Source organism: Marinobacterium jannaschii DSM 6295, from assembly GCF_000620085.1.
Lineage (GTDB): Bacteria > Pseudomonadota > Gammaproteobacteria > Pseudomonadales > Balneatricaceae > Pontibacterium > Pontibacterium jannaschii.
This window is the reverse complement of the sequence record NZ_JHVJ01000004.1, coordinates 316,105-331,502: the sequence shown is the minus strand read 5'-3', so window position 1 is coordinate 331,502 and position 15,398 is coordinate 316,105. Positions and strand designations below refer to the sequence as shown.

Annotated in this window: 13 protein-coding genes; 9 read left to right on the top strand and 4 right to left on the bottom strand. The window is 56.5% G+C overall.

The features are described 5' to 3' along the window. Nucleotides 1-14: 14 nt before the first annotated feature. Nucleotides 15-1,997, bottom strand: coding sequence for a RecQ family ATP-dependent DNA helicase (locus tag Q354_RS0103150; RefSeq protein ID WP_027856357.1), 1,983 nt, complete (start codon nucleotides 1,995-1,997; stop codon nucleotides 15-17). A 168-nt stretch (nucleotides 1,998-2,165) separates the two neighbouring features. On the opposite strand from Q354_RS0103150, the gene Q354_RS0103145 reads away from it, so the two are divergent. Together Q354_RS0103145 and Q354_RS0103140 are read left to right on the top strand one after the other, a co-directional pair. After that, complete coding sequence (locus tag Q354_RS0103145) at nucleotides 2,166-3,908, top strand: ABC transporter ATP-binding protein (protein ID WP_027856356.1); 1,743 nt, start codon at nucleotides 2,166-2,168, stop codon at nucleotides 3,906-3,908. Then, complete coding sequence (locus Q354_RS0103140) at nucleotides 3,898-5,664, top strand: ABC transporter ATP-binding protein (RefSeq protein ID WP_027856355.1); 1,767 nt, start codon at nucleotides 3,898-3,900, stop codon at nucleotides 5,662-5,664. Before Q354_RS0103145 ends, Q354_RS0103140 begins: the two co-directional genes overlap by 11 nt. A gap of 56 nt (nucleotides 5,665-5,720) precedes the next feature. Here Q354_RS0103140 and Q354_RS0103135 read toward each other — a convergent pair whose 3' ends face one another. Both Q354_RS0103135 and upp read right to left on the bottom strand, forming a co-directional pair. Further along, nucleotides 5,721-7,010, bottom strand: coding sequence for a uracil-xanthine permease family protein (locus tag Q354_RS0103135; RefSeq protein WP_027856354.1), 1,290 nt, complete (start codon nucleotides 7,008-7,010; stop codon nucleotides 5,721-5,723). A gap of 12 nt (nucleotides 7,011-7,022) precedes the next feature. Further along, nucleotides 7,023-7,649, bottom strand: coding sequence for a uracil phosphoribosyltransferase (upp, locus tag Q354_RS0103130; RefSeq protein WP_027856353.1), 627 nt, complete (start codon nucleotides 7,647-7,649; stop codon nucleotides 7,023-7,025). Nucleotides 7,650-8,082: 433 nt separating this feature from the next. On the opposite strand from upp, the gene Q354_RS0103125 reads away from it, so the two are divergent. Further along, nucleotides 8,083-8,643 carry a hypoxanthine-guanine phosphoribosyltransferase gene (locus Q354_RS0103125; RefSeq protein WP_027856352.1) on the top strand — a complete coding sequence of 187 codons (561 nt, stop codon included), beginning with the start codon at nucleotides 8,083-8,085 and terminating at the stop codon, nucleotides 8,641-8,643. Nucleotides 8,644-8,899: 256 nt separating this feature from the next. Here Q354_RS0103125 and Q354_RS0103115 read toward each other — a convergent pair whose 3' ends face one another. Beyond that, nucleotides 8,900-9,685: a ParA family protein gene (locus Q354_RS0103115; protein WP_027856351.1), complete on the bottom strand. Its 786-nt coding sequence runs from the start codon at nucleotides 9,683-9,685 to the stop codon at nucleotides 8,900-8,902. A 330-nt stretch (nucleotides 9,686-10,015) separates the two neighbouring features. On the opposite strand from Q354_RS0103115, the gene aroQ reads away from it, so the two are divergent. The 6 genes from aroQ (at nucleotide 10,016) to dusB (ending at nucleotide 15,388) form a co-directional block, all read left to right on the top strand. After that, nucleotides 10,016-10,453 carry a type II 3-dehydroquinate dehydratase gene (aroQ, locus tag Q354_RS0103105; RefSeq protein ID WP_027856350.1) on the top strand — a complete coding sequence of 146 codons (438 nt, stop codon included), beginning with the start codon at nucleotides 10,016-10,018 and terminating at the stop codon, nucleotides 10,451-10,453. A gap of 29 nt (nucleotides 10,454-10,482) precedes the next feature. Then, complete coding sequence (accB, locus tag Q354_RS0103100) at nucleotides 10,483-10,953, top strand: acetyl-CoA carboxylase biotin carboxyl carrier protein (RefSeq protein ID WP_027856349.1); 471 nt, start codon at nucleotides 10,483-10,485, stop codon at nucleotides 10,951-10,953. A gap of 27 nt (nucleotides 10,954-10,980) precedes the next feature. After that, entirely contained in the window at nucleotides 10,981-12,324 is a 1,344-nt protein-coding gene (gene accC / locus Q354_RS0103095) for an acetyl-CoA carboxylase biotin carboxylase subunit (RefSeq protein ID WP_027856348.1), read from the top strand. Nucleotides 12,325-12,450: 126 nt separating this feature from the next. After that, nucleotides 12,451-13,344, top strand: a complete 894-nt coding sequence (prmA, locus tag Q354_RS0103090) for a 50S ribosomal protein L11 methyltransferase (protein WP_027856347.1) — start codon at nucleotides 12,451-12,453, stop codon at nucleotides 13,342-13,344. A gap of 12 nt (nucleotides 13,345-13,356) precedes the next feature. After that, nucleotides 13,357-14,241 (top strand): DUF3426 domain-containing protein, encoded by an 885-nt coding sequence (locus Q354_RS27785; protein ID WP_084332449.1) that lies wholly within the window; start codon nucleotides 13,357-13,359, stop codon nucleotides 14,239-14,241. Nucleotides 14,242-14,401: 160 nt separating this feature from the next. After that, the gene (gene dusB / locus Q354_RS0103075) at nucleotides 14,402-15,388 is read left to right on the top strand and encodes a tRNA dihydrouridine synthase DusB (RefSeq protein WP_245600981.1); all 987 of its coding nucleotides are present in this window, start codon (nucleotides 14,402-14,404) and stop codon (nucleotides 15,386-15,388) included. Nucleotides 15,389-15,398 lie beyond the last annotated feature (10 nt).

The following is a 15,398-nucleotide window of genomic DNA, read 5'->3' as shown; positions in this document are numbered from 1 at the left end:
CAAAACACCCAGGCTCAGGACGGGTTTCCTAACTCTGTGACTTTCTGCCGGATCTCCTCATAGCGGTGCTGTTCGCAGAGCGCAAACCCCGCCAGCTGACGCACCTTATTGCGGCTAAACAGCGGGATGCTGATCCCCGCCAGAAAGCGGCACTGACTCTCAGTGCTCACGGATTGGCCTGTCTTAACCTGCAGGTGCTGACAAAGGCGCTCTATCGCTGCACGGATCTCGGCATCATCCGGCCATTGCGGCTGATAAGAGTACTGCAACTGCGCGACCTCTCCGCGGCAGACAGAACAGTGACCGCACTGTTCGGGTACCGCTGAGTCATCAAAATAACGCGCCAGATTCTGGCTCAGGCAGCGATCCAGCTCGAAAAAACGCACCAGCGCCGCGATCCGTTTGACTTCGGACTGTTCCCGCGCCTTAAAGTAATGATGCAGCTCTCCGGCCAGCGCCGGATCGGCCAGCCGCACCGGATCAACACGGTAGACCTCGGTCATCTTTTTGCTTTCCAGCTCGATCATGCCGCTTTGCTGCAGAAACTCCAGCGCCGTAATCACCCGGCCACGATCGCTCTGATAGTGCTGCTGCAGCACCTCGAAGTCCGGCTCCCCCCAGACCCGTTTAAAGCGGGTGGCATCAAACAGCGCCGCCAGGAATGCCTGGCGCTCACCGCTGAAGCGCGCCAGCACTGCTTCACGCGAGGAGGTAAACTTGTAGCGGTATTCTGCAAAATAGCTGTAAAGCGGCTGGATCAGGCCGCGCATCTCCAGCTGTACCATCAGCGTCTTGAGCGGCAACTGGCGGATATTACAGTCATTGGACAGGGGTAGCAGCTGCATCTCCCACTCCGCAGCTCCCTGCCCGGCCGGCACTCCCTGCTCGTTACCCGGACGCTGTTCCGAAGAGATGGTTTGTAGCAGTCGGGCGATGCTGTCCAGCTCCGGCGTATCACCATAGACAAAGTTTTCCACCGTATTCAGCCCATCCAGGCTGGCCAGTGTCATGCAGTGGGAGAGCCGACCATCCCGTCCGGCACGGCCAATCTCCTGACTGTAGTTCTCGATCGACTTGGGCAGGTCATAGTGGATGACAAAGCGGATATCCGACTTGTCGATCCCCATACCGAAAGCGATGGTGGCCACAATCACATCCACCCTGCCCGCCATAAAGTCAGACTGAATCTGCTGCCGGGTCGGATCATCGAAACCGGCATGGTAGGCGCGGGCATTAACCCCCTGCTGACATAGGTAATCCGCCACCCGCTCGGCACTGTTCTGCAGGGTGACATAGACAATACCGGCGCCCCGGCGCTGACGCACCTCCTCCAGCAGACGCCGGTCTCGGTTTTCCAGCGACACCGGCACCACCGCCAGGTCCAGATTGGCCCGGTAGAATCCGGTCTGCACTATATGCTGCGGCTCAATCGCAAACTTCGCCGCCATATCCCGCTTCACCTTCCTTGTCGCCGTGGCGGTCAGCAACAGTACCAGCGGTATATTTAACTGACGCCGGTAGTCCGGCAACTTGAGGTAATCGGGCCGGAAGTTATGGCCCCACTCCGAGATACAGTGCGCCTCATCAACCACCAGCATAGATAACGGCACGGACTGGATAAAATGCCGGAAGCGCTCATTCTTGAAGCGCTCCACCGATACCATCAGAATCTTGATACGACCACTGCGCACATCATCCATCACCTGGCGGCTCTGATCCGCACTCAGGGTGGAATCGATACTGGCAGCCGCAATCCCCTTGGCTGCCAGAAACTCCAGCTGATCCTTCATCAGCGCCAGCAGAGGCGATACCACCAGCGTCAGATGAGGCAACTGCAGGGCCGTAAACTGGTAGCAGAGTGACTTCCCCGAACCGGTGGGAAATATCGCCAGCGTCGAGTCGCCTGCCAGCAGCTGCCCGACGGCCTCCGCCTGTCCCGGCCGGAATTGCTCAAAGCCAAAGGTTTGTTGCAGTGATTGATTCAGTTCGGTATTCATCGCCGTTTCCCTCTCTAAATGGCAACGCCACTTTCCGTGTGGCGGCAAAATGGACTCAGAGGCGCCTACCCTAACGCTGACCGCTACAGGTCACAAGAGCGACAGTAATTGTGTTGTTGGCCGATATTCTCTACAAAGGGGAATCGGTATTGAAGGATCAAATATCTTATGGCTCTGTTTCGGCACCTTAGCTGGTTTTTTAAAGCCCACTGGCGCACCTACCTGCTGGCGATGACGATGCTGGCAGGGGTGGCCCTGCTCAATACTGCCGTGCCCTGGCTGGTCGGTAACAGTATCGACAAGATGATCGCAGCCAGCGATTTTACTACCGAAGTCAAGTTGCAGCTGCTGGCCCTGCTGGGAATGGGGCTGCTGATCTACCTGCTGCGCTTCGGCTGGCGCCTGATCCTGTTTGGCACCTCCTATCGCCTTGGCGGCCTGCTGCGTCAGCGCTTCTACCAGCGCCTGACCCGGCTTGGCCCGGCATTTTTCAGCCAGCACGGCACCGGCGACCTGATGGCCCGCGCCACCAATGATATCGATGCGGTCGAGCTGGCGGCAGGGGAAGGCGTGTTGTCGGGCTTTGACGGCCTGCTGACCTTTATTCTGGTGCTGATCATGATGTTCAGCCTGATCGACTGGCGCCTGACTCTGGTGGCGCTGATCCCTTTTCCGCTGATGGGTTATGGTTTCTACCGGATATCCATCGCCGTGCACCAGCACTTCCATCAGTCACTGGAGCGCTTTTCAGAGCTGAACGATAAAACCCAGGAAGCCCTCTCCGGCATCCGTCTGATCAAGGCAATGGGGCGCGAAGAAGCAGAAAGCGCACTGTTCAATACCATCGCAGCCAAGGCCGCACACAGCAACTATCAGGTCTCGCGCAGTGAGGCGATGTTTGAACCGGTCATCTACCTCGCCCTCACCGGTGCCCTGCTACTGACGCTGGGCTATGGCGGCTACCTGATCTGGATAGCTGAGCTGAGCGTGGGCCAGCTCACCAGCTTTACCATCTATATGGGCCAGCTGATCTGGCCGATGTGGGCATTCGGCTGGCTGATGAATATTGTCGAACGCGGCAGCGCCGCCTTTAACCGGGTCGATGCCCTGCTGAATGAGCCCGACTCGATTCCCGACAGCGGACAGCGCCCGCCACTGAATGCCGGGCTGCAGGTGAGGAACCTGAGCTTTGCCTACCCCAATAACCCTGAGCAGCCGGTGCTGCAGCAGGTCAGTTTCAACCTGCCTCGGGGCAAGGTACTGGGGATCGTCGGGCCAACCGGCGCGGGGAAGACCACCCTGGCCGCGCTGCTGATGCGGCAATGGGAGGCCGCTCCGGGCCTGATTCAGCTTGGCGAGCTGCCGCTGCAGGAGCTGGCGCTGGATCAGCTCAGATCAAGCTTTGCCAGCGTACCTCAGGACGGTTTCCTGTTCAGCATCAGTATCGCCGACAATATCGCCCTTGGACGTCCCGATGCCAGCAGGGAACAGGTCCGCCAGGCCGCACGTATCGCCGCGCTGGATGAGGATATCCGCCGTTTCCCTGACGGTTACGACACTCTGGTAGGCGAACGCGGCCTGACCCTCTCCGGCGGCCAGCGCCAGCGCCTGACGATCGCCCGCGCCCTGCTCTGCGAAGCACCAATCCTGGTGCTGGACGATGCCCTCTCGGCGGTCGATGTGCATACCGAACAGCGGATACTGGGCTACCTGCAGACCGAACTGCAGGAGCAGTCCGCCATTATTATCAGTCACCGCCTCTCATCGGTGGAGCATGCCGACGAGATACTGGTGCTGAATCACGGCCATGTCAGCGAACGCGGCCAGCACGCTGAACTGCTGCAACAGGATGGCTGGTATAGCCGCATGTGGACCTACCAGCAGATGGAGGCCAGCCTCAATGAGATCTGAACAACGCGGCGCTTTCCGCCTGCTCAGCCGATATATCTACCGCGACAAGCCGCTGCTGATTAAAGCATCCGCCCTGTTACTGCTGGCGACGCTGGCCGATGTGGCAGGGCCGATACTGGCTAAGGTGTTTATCGACGACTACCTGCTGCCCAAGAAATTCGACCTGACCGCACTGGCAATATTACTGGCTGCCTACCTCTTTACCCAGATTGCTGCGGCATGGCTGCGTTACCAGCAAACGCTGAAGTTCACTGAGATGGCGCTGGATGCAGTGCAGGATATCCGCCAGCGGGTATTCGCCCATGTGCTGAAACTCCCGATGGCCTACTTCGACCGCGCCCTGACCGGAAAGCTGGTCAGCCGGATTACCAACGATACCGAAGCGATCAAGGATCTCTATGTCCAGTTCCTGTCGGTAGTGATGGGCAACCTTTTCCTGCTGGTCGGGATTCTGGTCGCCATGGCGCTGCTGGATCTGCAGCTGATGCTGGCTGCCCTGCTGCTGATCCCTACGGTGTTTGGTGTGATCTTCTTCTACGAAAAATTCAGCGGTAAAGCGGTACAGCAGGCGCGCCAGCTGCGCTCTGAAATTAACGCCAACCTCAGTGAGTCGATCGCCGGCATGTCTGTACTGCAGGCCAGTAACCAGCAAGCGCGTTTCAGCCGCCAGTTCGACCAGGTCAATGACCGCTACTACGGTGCCCGGATGCAGACAATCCGGGTCAGCGCCGCGCTGCTGCGTCCGGCGATAGACCTGCTCAGCATTCTGGTGCTGCTGGCCATCGTCTGGGTATTCGGCCTGCAGATGGTCGAAGGCGTGGCTGAGGTCGGGGTACTCTATGCGTTCCTGAACTTTCTCGGCCGCTTTACCGAGCCTCTGGCCGAGGTCACCCAGCGTTTTAACCTCTATCAGCAGGCGATGGTGGCCGGGGAACGGGTTAATGACCTGCTGGACGAAGCGCCGCAAGGCTGGCAATCCAGCGATGCCCGCGTCCGTCAGGGAGCAATCGATGTCAGCGACCTGCACTTTGCCTACCAGGCAGATAAGCCGGTGCTGAAGGGAATCAGTTTTGCGATCAGGCCCGGAGAGTTCTACGCCATCGCAGGCCATACCGGCAGCGGTAAGAGCACCCTGCTGAGCCTGTTACTCAACTTCTATCAGGCCGCTCAGGGGCAGATTATGATCGACCGGCAACCTCTGCCGCAGTTCAGCCACGACAACCTGCGTCACGGTATAGGCCTGATCCCGCAGGAGCCCTTTATTATTGCCGGCAGTATTGCCGAAAACATCGATATGGGGCGCGGCCTCTCCCGGCAGGCGATCGAAACCGCGGCACAGCAGGCCCACCTGCACCAGATGATCAGCCAGCTGCCGCTGGGTTATGACACTGAACTGGGTGAACGCGGCACCCGTCTCTCCACCGGCCAGCGCCAGCAGCTGGTGATCGCCCGGGCACTGGCTGCCTCCCCACGCATACTGTTACTGGATGAGGCGACCGCCAATGTGGACAGTGAAACAGAACAGGTGGTACAGCGGGCGCTGCATGAGCTGCGCGGCAAGGTCACGCTGATCATCGTCGCCCACCGCCTTTCCACCATTAAAGAGGCCGATCAGATCCTGCTGCTCAGTCATGGCGAGATCGCCGAGCGTGGCAACCATCAGCAACTGATGGCAATGGACAACGGTATCTACCGCTCCATGTATCTGTTACAGCAGCAGGCACGCCGGATCGACGCGATCAGCTCTGAGTCCTGAAACAAAAACGCCCGGCTGTAAGGCCGGGCGTTGTTTGATGCTTTTACAGTGCTGTATCAGCTGCGGCCATGATCGACCAGATCTTCGACCACCGCTTTCTCGCTGGCCAGGTCTTCACTGGCATCTGCCTGTGGCAGCACCAGGTTCAGCACGATAGCCACGATACCGCACAGGCTGACGCCCTGCAGGTTGAGGTCGCCGGCACCGATTGCCATACCACCGATACCGAATACCAGAGTGGTGGAAACGATGACCAGGTTACGCTGCTGTGCCATATCGACACGCGCTTTCACCAGGGTATTCATGCCAACTGCAGCGATAGAACCAAACAGCAGGATCAGGATACCGCCCATTACCGGCGCCGGAATGGTCTGCAGCAGGATGCCGAACTTTGCGACAAACGCCAGCAGGATAGCGAAGACGGCTGCCCAAACCATAATCATCGGGTTGAAGGAACGGGTCAGCATCACAGCACCGGTTACTTCCGAGTAAGTGGTGTTTGGCGGCCCGCCGAACAGTGATGCGGCGGAGGTCGCAATACCGTCACCAAACAGGGTGCGATGCAGTCCCGGCTTCTTCAGATAGTCCTTACCGGTGACATTGCTGATCGCCAGAATATCACCCACGTGTTCGATCGCCGGCGCAATTGCCACCGGTATCATGAACAGGATTGCCGCCAGGTTAAACTCAGGGAAGACGAAGTTCGGTACCGCAATCAGTGGCGCCTCAGCAGCTTTAGCCAGATCAACCATACCCATGGTATAGGCCGCAGCGTAACCGACCAGTACACCGGCCAGAATCGGCACCAGGCGGAAGATCCCCTTCGCCAGCGTCGCAACCAGCAGCGTGGTCAGCAGCGCGATCATGGAGACGATCATCGCGTCTTTATATGGGAACAGCTCAATAGCGCCATCACCGGTCTTACCCATCGCCATGTTCACCGCAATCGGCGCCAGACCCAGGCCAATCACCATGATTACAGGACCCGTTACGACCGGCGGCATAATACGATGCAGGAAGCCTGAGCCACGTACTTTCACGATGGCGGCCAGCACCATATACACCACACCGGCGACAAACAGAGCGCCCATCGTCGCAGGTACGCCCCAGGTCTGGGTGCTGTAGCTGATCGGTGCGATGAAGACGAAGGAGGATGCCAGAAACACCGGTACAGTGCGCTGGGTTACAAACTGGAACAACAAGGTGCCGATACCGGCGGTGAACAGCGCTACGCTGGGATCAAGTCCGGTCAGCAGCGGCATCAGCACCAGCGCACCAAATGCCACAAACAGCATCTGTGAGCCGGCCAGCACGGTGCGCCAGCTGTTCTGTGAGGAATCACTCATGGATAGCTACTCTTATTTAGTGCCGAAGATCTTATCGCCAGCATCTCCCAGTCCCGGGATGATGTAGCCTTTCTCGTTCAGGTGGCTATCCACCGCAGCGGTGTACAGATCCACATCCGGATGAGCTTCCTGTACCTTCGCAATCCCCTCAGGAGCCGCCACCAGCACCAGTGCGCGGATGCTGGTGCAGCCGGCTTTCTTCAGCATATCAATCGTGGCGATCATAGATCCGCCGGTCGCCAGCATCGGATCGATAATCAGCGACATACGGTCGTCGATATCGTTTGCCAGCTTCTCAAAGTAGGCAACCGGCTCCAGAGTCTCTTCATCACGGTACAGACCTACCACGCTGATACGCGCCGTCGGCACCAGCTCCAGTACGCCATCCAGCATACCCAGGCCAGCCCGCAGGATCGGTACGACAGTGATCTTCTTACCCTTGATACGCTGTGCGGTAACAGGACCATTCCATCCTTTTAACTCGTAATCCTCGACCTCCAGATCCTTGGTGGCTTCGTAGGTCAGCAGGCAGCCAACTTCTGCTGCCAGCTGGCGAAAACTGCGCGTGCTCATTTTAGCTGCACGCATCAGACCGATTTTGTGTTGTACGAGGGGATGTTTAATCTCGTGGACGCTCATTTCAAACCTCAAACCAGGCACTGCGGATAAATTTACTTCAGAACAAAGCAGACGCAGCCACCACGGCCCCTAACCTCCAGACCCGGGAGATCAGACAGCACAACACCTGAAGCACATCAGTACCCCAGTTTTGGCCGCAGAAAGCATCCGGAATCGTTGTCGGCGAAGAGAGCCAGCGAATGGGCGTAGCTTTGCTACCTATACGGTAGATAAAAACCGCCAAGGTTAACGGACATGATGATCTTTGTCATCAAAAAGGTGAGCAAACACTTGCTCTTAAACACGATCCCCTTTATCGTTTGCGCCCTTTAAGCCGCTGCCCCTGAAATTACACTACTATTTCAGTTCTGGCATATCCCGTCAGGCAGCCCGCTCCGGTCAGTGTCTTATCACCCGGGGCTAAAGAAAGCATTAACAAAGTAAGCAACGAAGCATGTCAAACACCGATCTGGAACATATCAAACAGGTATATGCGGAAGCAGACCTGTTGCACAGCGAAGCCGAAGTTGAAGCAGCCATCACAAAGATGGGCGAAGCCATCACCGCTGACCTGGCGGATCAGGATCCGGTAGTATTCTCGATTATGAATGGCGGCCTGGTGATCGGCGGCAAGCTGCTGACCGAGATGGACTTCCCACTGGAAGCCGGTTACATGCACGCGACCCGCTACCGCAACAGTACTTCCGGCCATGAGCTGGAATGGAAAGTACGTCCACATATCGATTTCAAAGACCGCGTCGTCCTGATCGTTGATGACATCCTTGACGAGGGCCACACTCTGGCAGAGATCATCGATTTCTGTAAGCGCGAAGGCGCCAAAGAGGTTCGTATCGCGGTACTGGTCGATAAGGTTCACGACCGCAAAGCCCGCCCTGATCTTAAAGCGGATTACGTCGGCATCTATATCGAAGACCGTTATATCTTCGGCTACGGCATGGACTACAAAGGCTACTGGCGTAACGCCCCGGGCATCTATGCCGTCAAGGGCCTGTAAGAGACACTAAAAAGCGGAGCCTGGCTCCGCTTTTTCATGAATTATTCTCTATTGCCTGATTCCCGCCTCAGGATAGAATCGAAGAAAATAACCAATCCGGAACCCTCATGACGACGGAAGTCTTCATTCTGATTGCTTCGACAATCATCCTGTTTTTCTGGCTGATGGGCCTGAGAAACAAATCGGCCGCCTTACGCCAGCCCCAGCCCATAGTCAGCTCGGCCTTCAGCCGGGATAGCGGCCACAATAACTCCGGCTAAACAGCCAGCGCCACCTCTTCATGCAACTCGTCGTACAGCGCCATAAATTCCTGGGTCAGCTTATGTCCGGGTGCCATATGGACTAAAGGTGAAGCCTCATTATGAGACTCTTTCATCTTTACCGACGAGGATATCCGGCTTTTCAGCACCGGCAGGTTATCAGCTTCCAGATCCTCAACGATCTGGCGCGGAGCCGTCGCACGGGACTGGTACTGATTCACCACAATCCCCTCAACCTCCAGGCCTGCATTATGATCCGCCCGGGTTTCATGCACGTTTGCCAGCAGGTTATAGAGCGCCTGACGGGCAAATTCGTCGCAATCAAACGGGATCAGGCAGCGCTTTGCCGCCACCAGCGCAGATAGCGTAAAGAAGTTAAAAGCGGGCGGCGTGTCGATATAGATCGCATCGTATTCGGCATCAAGCTGATCCAGTGCATCCCTCAGCTTGTAGATCTTATGCTTGGTTTCCAGCTTGGACTGCAGGTCGCCGAGCTCGGTATTGGCCGGCATCACCGCCAGGTTATCGAACCGGGTCGGGTGGATAAACTGTTCAGGCCCGGCCGGCTTAAGCTGAAAGCTCAATGTCTGTTCAAAGAATCCCCGAATATCGGGTGAATAGTCCGCATAGTCCTCACCTAACAGGTAGTGACTGGAGTTACACTGCGGGTCCAGATCCACCACCAGTGTCCGCAGCCCCCGGCTGGCACTGATCGCCGCCAGATTCACTGCAATACTGGACTTGCCTACTCCGCCTTTCTGGTTAAACACCACCCTTCGCATCATTACCCTACTCCCTGAAGCCTGAAACGTCTAAAGCCCTATTACCGCACTGCAATATGGATAATTTTGCAGCGATCGTCAATTATACTGACGCCAAATTGCAACAAATAGATATAAACTGCACATTTTACGCTGACAGCAAAAAAATCCTGCAAAAAACGCTCACTGTTTAACCATTGCCCGCAGCGAAATAACGGCAAAGTTCGGCCAAAGTGGTAGAAAACCACGAAAACTTGCGCACTTATAGACATCATGACAGTAGTTGTGCAAACTATGGCGCTTAATTACCCCTGATCCAATTTGACCCGCCTTTACGGCTAAGGCTTGAGCATGGCAAAAATACTGGTTCTGCATGGTCCCAACCTCAATCTTCTCGGCACCCGGGAACCCGAGGTTTATGGTTCCACGACACTGGCCGATATCAACCATGCCCTGAGCAAACAGGCGAAGGCTGCGGGTCACTCGCTGGATAGCTTTCAGAGCAATGCCGAATTTGCGCTGATTGACCGCATACATGCCGCCCGTGATGAAGGCGTGGCATTTATCGTGATCAATCCAGCTGCGTTTACACATACAAGTGTTGCCCTGAGAGACGCCCTGCTTGGTGTCGACATTCCGTTTATAGAGGTCCACCTCTCAAACGTGCATGCGCGCGAAGCATTCCGCCACCATTCATATTTCTCGGATAAAGCTATCGGGGTGATATGTGGCCTGGGTGCCAGAGGTTATGAATTTGCACTGCAATCGGTCTTCGACCGGATTGCATGAGACAACGACTGAATATCAGAGAGAACAGAATGGACATCCGCAAAGTCAAGAAGCTGATTGAGCTGCTGGAAGAATCCAACATCAACGAAATCGAGATCAAAGAAGGCGAAGAGTCTGTGCGCATCAGCCGCAGCGCCGCTTCAGAGCACGTTTTCGCTGCACCTTACCCAGCATATGCCGCACCGGCAGCTGCTCCGATGCCTGCAGCTGCAGCTGCACCAGCTGCGGCTCCAGCTGCTGAAGCAGAAGCTGCACCGGCAACAACCGGCCACGTCATCAAGTCACCGATGGTTGGCACTTTCTACCGCTCACCTTCCCCTAGCTCTCCGGCATTCATCGAAGTTGGCCAGACAGTCAAGCCAGGCGACGTTATCTGCATTGTTGAAGCGATGAAGATGATGAACCAGATCGAAGCAGACAAAGCCGGTGTTATCGAAGCAATTCTGGCAGAAGACGGTCAGCCGGTAGAGTTTGACCAGCCACTGGTTACAATCGTTTAATTCTGCGACCTTACCAAGGATCATCTGATGCTGGAAAAAATAGTCATTGCCAACCGCGGCGAGATTGCACTGCGCATTCTACGTGCCTGCAAAGAGTTGGATATCAAGACTGTGGCGGTGCATTCCACTGCTGACCGCGATCTGATGCACGTTCGTCTGGCAGACGAAGCCGTTTGTATCGGCCCGGCGCCGTCCCCAAAAAGCTACCTGAATATCCCGGCTATCATCAGTGCCGCAGAAGTCACCGACTCTGTTGCCATACACCCGGGTTACGGCTTTCTGGCTGAGAATGCTGATTTCGCCGAACAGGTAGAGCGCTCCGGATTCGCCTTTATCGGCCCTAAAGCAGAAACTATCCGCCTGATGGGTGACAAAGTTTCCGCGATTGAGGCAATGAAAAAGGCTGGCGTTCCAACGGTACCAGGTTCTGACGGCCCACTGCCGGAAGATAATCCTGAGCGCGTACACGCTATTGCCAAGCGCATCGGCTACCCGGTTATCATCAAGGCCGCTGCCGGTGGCGGTGGCCGCGGCATGCGCGTAGTTCACAGCGAAGCATCCCTGCTGAACTCCATCCACGTAACCCGCTCTGAAGCAGCCGCAGCATTTGGCGACGATACGGTTTACATGGAGAAATTCCTGGAAAACCCTCGCCACGTGGAAGTTCAGGTACTGGCTGACGGCCAGGGCAATGCCATCCACCTCTATGACCGCGACTGCTCGCTGCAGCGTCGTCACCAGAAGGTCGTGGAAGAAGCCCCTGCTCCTCATCTAGACCCGGAAGCCCGCGCTCAGGTACTGCAGTCCTGTATTGATGCCTGCATCAAGATCGGTTATCGCGGTGCCGGTACTTTCGAATTCCTGTATGAGAACGGCGGTTTCTACTTCATCGAGATGAACACCCGTGTTCAGGTAGAACACCCTGTTACCGAGATGATCACCGGCGTTGATATCGTTAAAGAGCAGTTGCGCATCGCCGCAGGCCAGCCTCTCTCGATCAAACAGGAAGACGTTAAGATACTGGGCCACTCTTTCGAGTGCCGTATCAATGCGGAAGACCCTAAAACCTTCCTGCCTTGCCCGGGTACTGTTAAGTACTTCCACGCACCGGGTGGTAACGGCGTACGCGTCGACTCTCACCTGTATGCCGGTTACAGCGTACCACCTCACTACGATTCCCTGATCGCCAAACTGATCACATTCGCAGATGACCGTGAAACTGCACTGATCCGCATGCGCAATGCGCTGGACGAGATGCTGATCGATGGCATCCGCAGCAATATCCCGCTGCAGCAGGAAATCGTGCGCGACAAAGCCTTCCAGGAAGGCGGCGTCAATATCCACTACCTGGAAAAGAAACTGGGCCTGTAAGTTACAGCTCCCGGATAAAAGCCCGCTTCGGCGGGCTTTTTCGTTTTATCCCCTCAGCGCCCTCCTGTTGCGATGCGCAATATTTTTAAGTCATACTCAAAGCCTTCAAATGTACGGATGTAACCCATGCCCTGGCTCCAGATAACCATTAAAACCAGTCCCGATGTTGCCGAGCAGTATGAAGATCTGCTGCTGGAATCCGGCAGCGCCGCCGTCACCTTCCGCGACGGGGCTGACCAACCTATCTTCGAGCCCGACCTGGGCACGACCCCGCTGTGGAACAATACCGTGGTGACCGGCCTCTACTCTGCCGACCATGATCTGGACGCTACGACCGAGTATGTTCAGCAGGGACACGAAAACCTCTTCCCCGGCCAGCCGATGCCTCCGATGAAAGTCGAAATCCTTGAGGACAAAGACTGGGAGCGGGAGTGGATGGACAACTACCACCCGATGCAGTTTGGTAAGCGCCTCTGGGTCTGCCCAAGCTGGCGCGAAGCCCCGGATCCGGAAGCAGTGAATATGATGCTGGACCCGGGACTGGCCTTTGGTACCGGCACTCACCCGACCACTGCACTCTGCCTTGAGTGGCTTGACGGCCAGGAGCTGGATGACTGCCAGGTAGTCGACTATGGTTGCGGTTCAGGCATTCTCGGTATCGCCTCACTGCTGCTGGGTGCCCGCCACGTCATGGGTGTGGATATAGATCCCCAGGCCCTGCAGGCCACCCGGGAGAACCTTAAACGCAACCAGCTGACCGATGATCGACTGGATGTGTATATGCCGGAAGCGGCACCGGCAATGCAGGCTGATCTGCTGGTCGCCAACATTCTGGCAGGGCCGCTGGTCAGCCTGGCCCCCACTCTGGCAGCCCTGGTTCGCAGCAACGGCCGCCTGGCGCTATCCGGCCTGCTGGAAGATCAGGCCGAAGAGATTCGAAACGCTTATGGCCAGTGGTTTGACCTTGAGCCGGTTGCAGAACGTGAAGGCTGGATCCGCATCAGCGGCACGCGTAAGTAGGTAGCTTCAGCTATGGATCAACAGAGCATCATCACCTGCTGCCCCGGATGCGATACACGCTTCAGGGTGACCAGCCAGCAGCTGCGAAGCGCCGGCGGCAAGGTTCGCTGCGGCACCTGCCTCGCAGTGTTTGATGCTCTGGAGTGCAGGCAGTCGCCGGAAAGAAGCGGCAACGCCGATAACACGCCGAAAGGCCGTGACCGCCTCGATAGCCACTCGTCATTACATGACGGGGACTCCGCCAGACAAAAGCCCCCAAACCCGACACCGCCAAAGACACCAGAGATTATTCCGCAGCGCGAGCAACCGCTCCGGGTCTCAGCTCTGCCGCACTCAGCCGACCACTTGTCGCCACTGCCGACAGAGGTTACCGCTCCGAAAAGCGGACTCAGCCTGACAGCGGGTGAAGACGAAGTTACTCACACATTTCTCTGGAGTCTCGCCAGCCTGCTGGCAATACTCACGCTTGCCGCCCAGCTACTCTGGTTTGAGCGCGACCGCCTAGCCTGGCACCCATCCTTTACCGGCATCTATCAGATGACCTGCACCCGGCTGGAGTGTAATTTGCCACCCAGGCAGCAACTGGACGCCATCCGCAGCGAGTCACTGGAGATAAAACCTCACCCGCAGTACAAGAACACCCTCAGCCTCGAACTGTCACTGCATAACGGTGCGACGTTCTCTCAGCCTTATCCTGCACTCGATTTAAGCTTCTCCGACCTGAAGGGGCGTGAGGTCGCCAGGCGACGCTTTCAGCCACAGGACTACCTGCCACTCCAGGCCGGAACCAGGGGTTATATGAGCGCCGACGGACGCCATCTTATCCGCCTCGAAATCCTCAATCCCTCCGCCCGCGCAATCAACTACGAAATCGCGCTGGTAGCACCAAACTACTGATATTACTAGCCCTTCACCCGGAAAAAACGGTCAAAAAAGCACCAAAAACCGCTTGGATGGATGCCGCTGAGAGAGTATTATTGGCCGCCTTCCTTGATGAAACCAGCTTTGGAGCCAATATTGGCTTCACGGCATATTATTACCCGAAATAAGGTTGAGCATGTTCCGTATAGGACCCTACACCATTGACAGTCAGGTTATTCTGGCACCGATGGCAGGCGTTACGGACCGCCCCTTCCGACAGCTTTGCCGGAAACTGGGAGCCGGTCTCGTCGTGTCTGAGATGGTGACATCCGACACGCGGCTATGGAACACCCGCAAATCAAGCTATCGCCTTAATCATACGGGTGATGTGGAACCCCGCTCGGTGCAGATTGCCGGCGGTGAACCGCAGATGATGGCAGAAGCTGCTCGCATGAATGTCGAACGTGGTGCTCAGATAATCGACATCAACATGGGTTGCCCTGCAAAGAAAGTCTGCAACAAGGCAGCCGGTTCTGCCTTGCTGAAAGATGAACCTCTCGTCAGGGATATACTCAGGGCCGTTGTCGACGCTGTCGACGTTCCCGTAACACTGAAAATCCGCACTGGCTGGGCTCCCGGCCAACGCAATGGACTGGCAATTGCCCGCATCGCTGAAGATGCAGGCATTCAGGCACTGGCCGTACATGGCCGCACACGTGCCTGCGGATATAAGGGTGAGGTGGAATACGACACCATCTCGCAGATCAAGCAGGCGCTCGATATTCCTGTCTTTGCCAACGGCGATATTATTTCGCCGCAAAAAGCAAAACAGGTACTAGACTATACCCACGCTGATGGCGTATTGATTGGACGCGCAGCACAGGGCCGCCCCTGGCTTTTTCGTGAGATAGACCATTACCTCAGAACGGGTAACCTACTGCCGGAACCAAAGCTGGAAGAAGTCAAAGCTATACTGCTTGGCCACCTGCAGGAACTGTACACCTTTTATGGTGACTTCATGGGACCGCGTATCGCGCGCAAACATGTAGGCTGGTACCTGCATAGCCAACCGGAAGGCAGCACCTTCCGGAAAGCATTTAATAAGCTGGAAAGCGCAGAAGAGCAGACCTCAGCGATCGAGGACTTCTTCGTGCAGCTTATGAATTATAAAGCATCCGCCTGACAGACTTGGA

What these genes read in the sequence shown, in the direction of transcription:
- Q354_RS0103150 (WP_027856357.1), bottom strand. Translation starts at nt 1,997, where the DNA reads ATGAATACCGAACTGAATCAATCACTGCAACAAACCTTTGGCTTTGAG.
- Q354_RS0103145 (WP_027856356.1), top strand. Translation starts at nt 2,166, where the DNA reads ATGGCTCTGTTTCGGCACCTTAGCTGGTTTTTTAAAGCCCACTGGCGC.
- Q354_RS0103140 (WP_027856355.1), top strand. Translation starts at nt 3,898, where the DNA reads ATGAGATCTGAACAACGCGGCGCTTTCCGCCTGCTCAGCCGATATATC.
- Q354_RS0103135 (WP_027856354.1), bottom strand. Translation starts at nt 7,010, where the DNA reads ATGAGTGATTCCTCACAGAACAGCTGGCGCACCGTGCTGGCCGGCTCA.
- upp (WP_027856353.1), bottom strand. Translation starts at nt 7,649, where the DNA reads ATGAGCGTCCACGAGATTAAACATCCCCTCGTACAACACAAAATCGGT.
- Q354_RS0103125 (WP_027856352.1), top strand. Translation starts at nt 8,083, where the DNA reads ATGTCAAACACCGATCTGGAACATATCAAACAGGTATATGCGGAAGCA.
- Q354_RS0103115 (WP_027856351.1), bottom strand. Translation starts at nt 9,685, where the DNA reads ATGCGAAGGGTGGTGTTTAACCAGAAAGGCGGAGTAGGCAAGTCCAGT.
- aroQ (WP_027856350.1), top strand. Translation starts at nt 10,016, where the DNA reads ATGGCAAAAATACTGGTTCTGCATGGTCCCAACCTCAATCTTCTCGGC.
- accB (WP_027856349.1), top strand. Translation starts at nt 10,483, where the DNA reads ATGGACATCCGCAAAGTCAAGAAGCTGATTGAGCTGCTGGAAGAATCC.
- accC (WP_027856348.1), top strand. Translation starts at nt 10,981, where the DNA reads ATGCTGGAAAAAATAGTCATTGCCAACCGCGGCGAGATTGCACTGCGC.
- prmA (WP_027856347.1), top strand. Translation starts at nt 12,451, where the DNA reads ATGCCCTGGCTCCAGATAACCATTAAAACCAGTCCCGATGTTGCCGAG.
- Q354_RS27785 (WP_084332449.1), top strand. Translation starts at nt 13,357, where the DNA reads ATGGATCAACAGAGCATCATCACCTGCTGCCCCGGATGCGATACACGC.
- dusB (WP_245600981.1), top strand. Translation starts at nt 14,402, where the DNA reads ATGTTCCGTATAGGACCCTACACCATTGACAGTCAGGTTATTCTGGCA.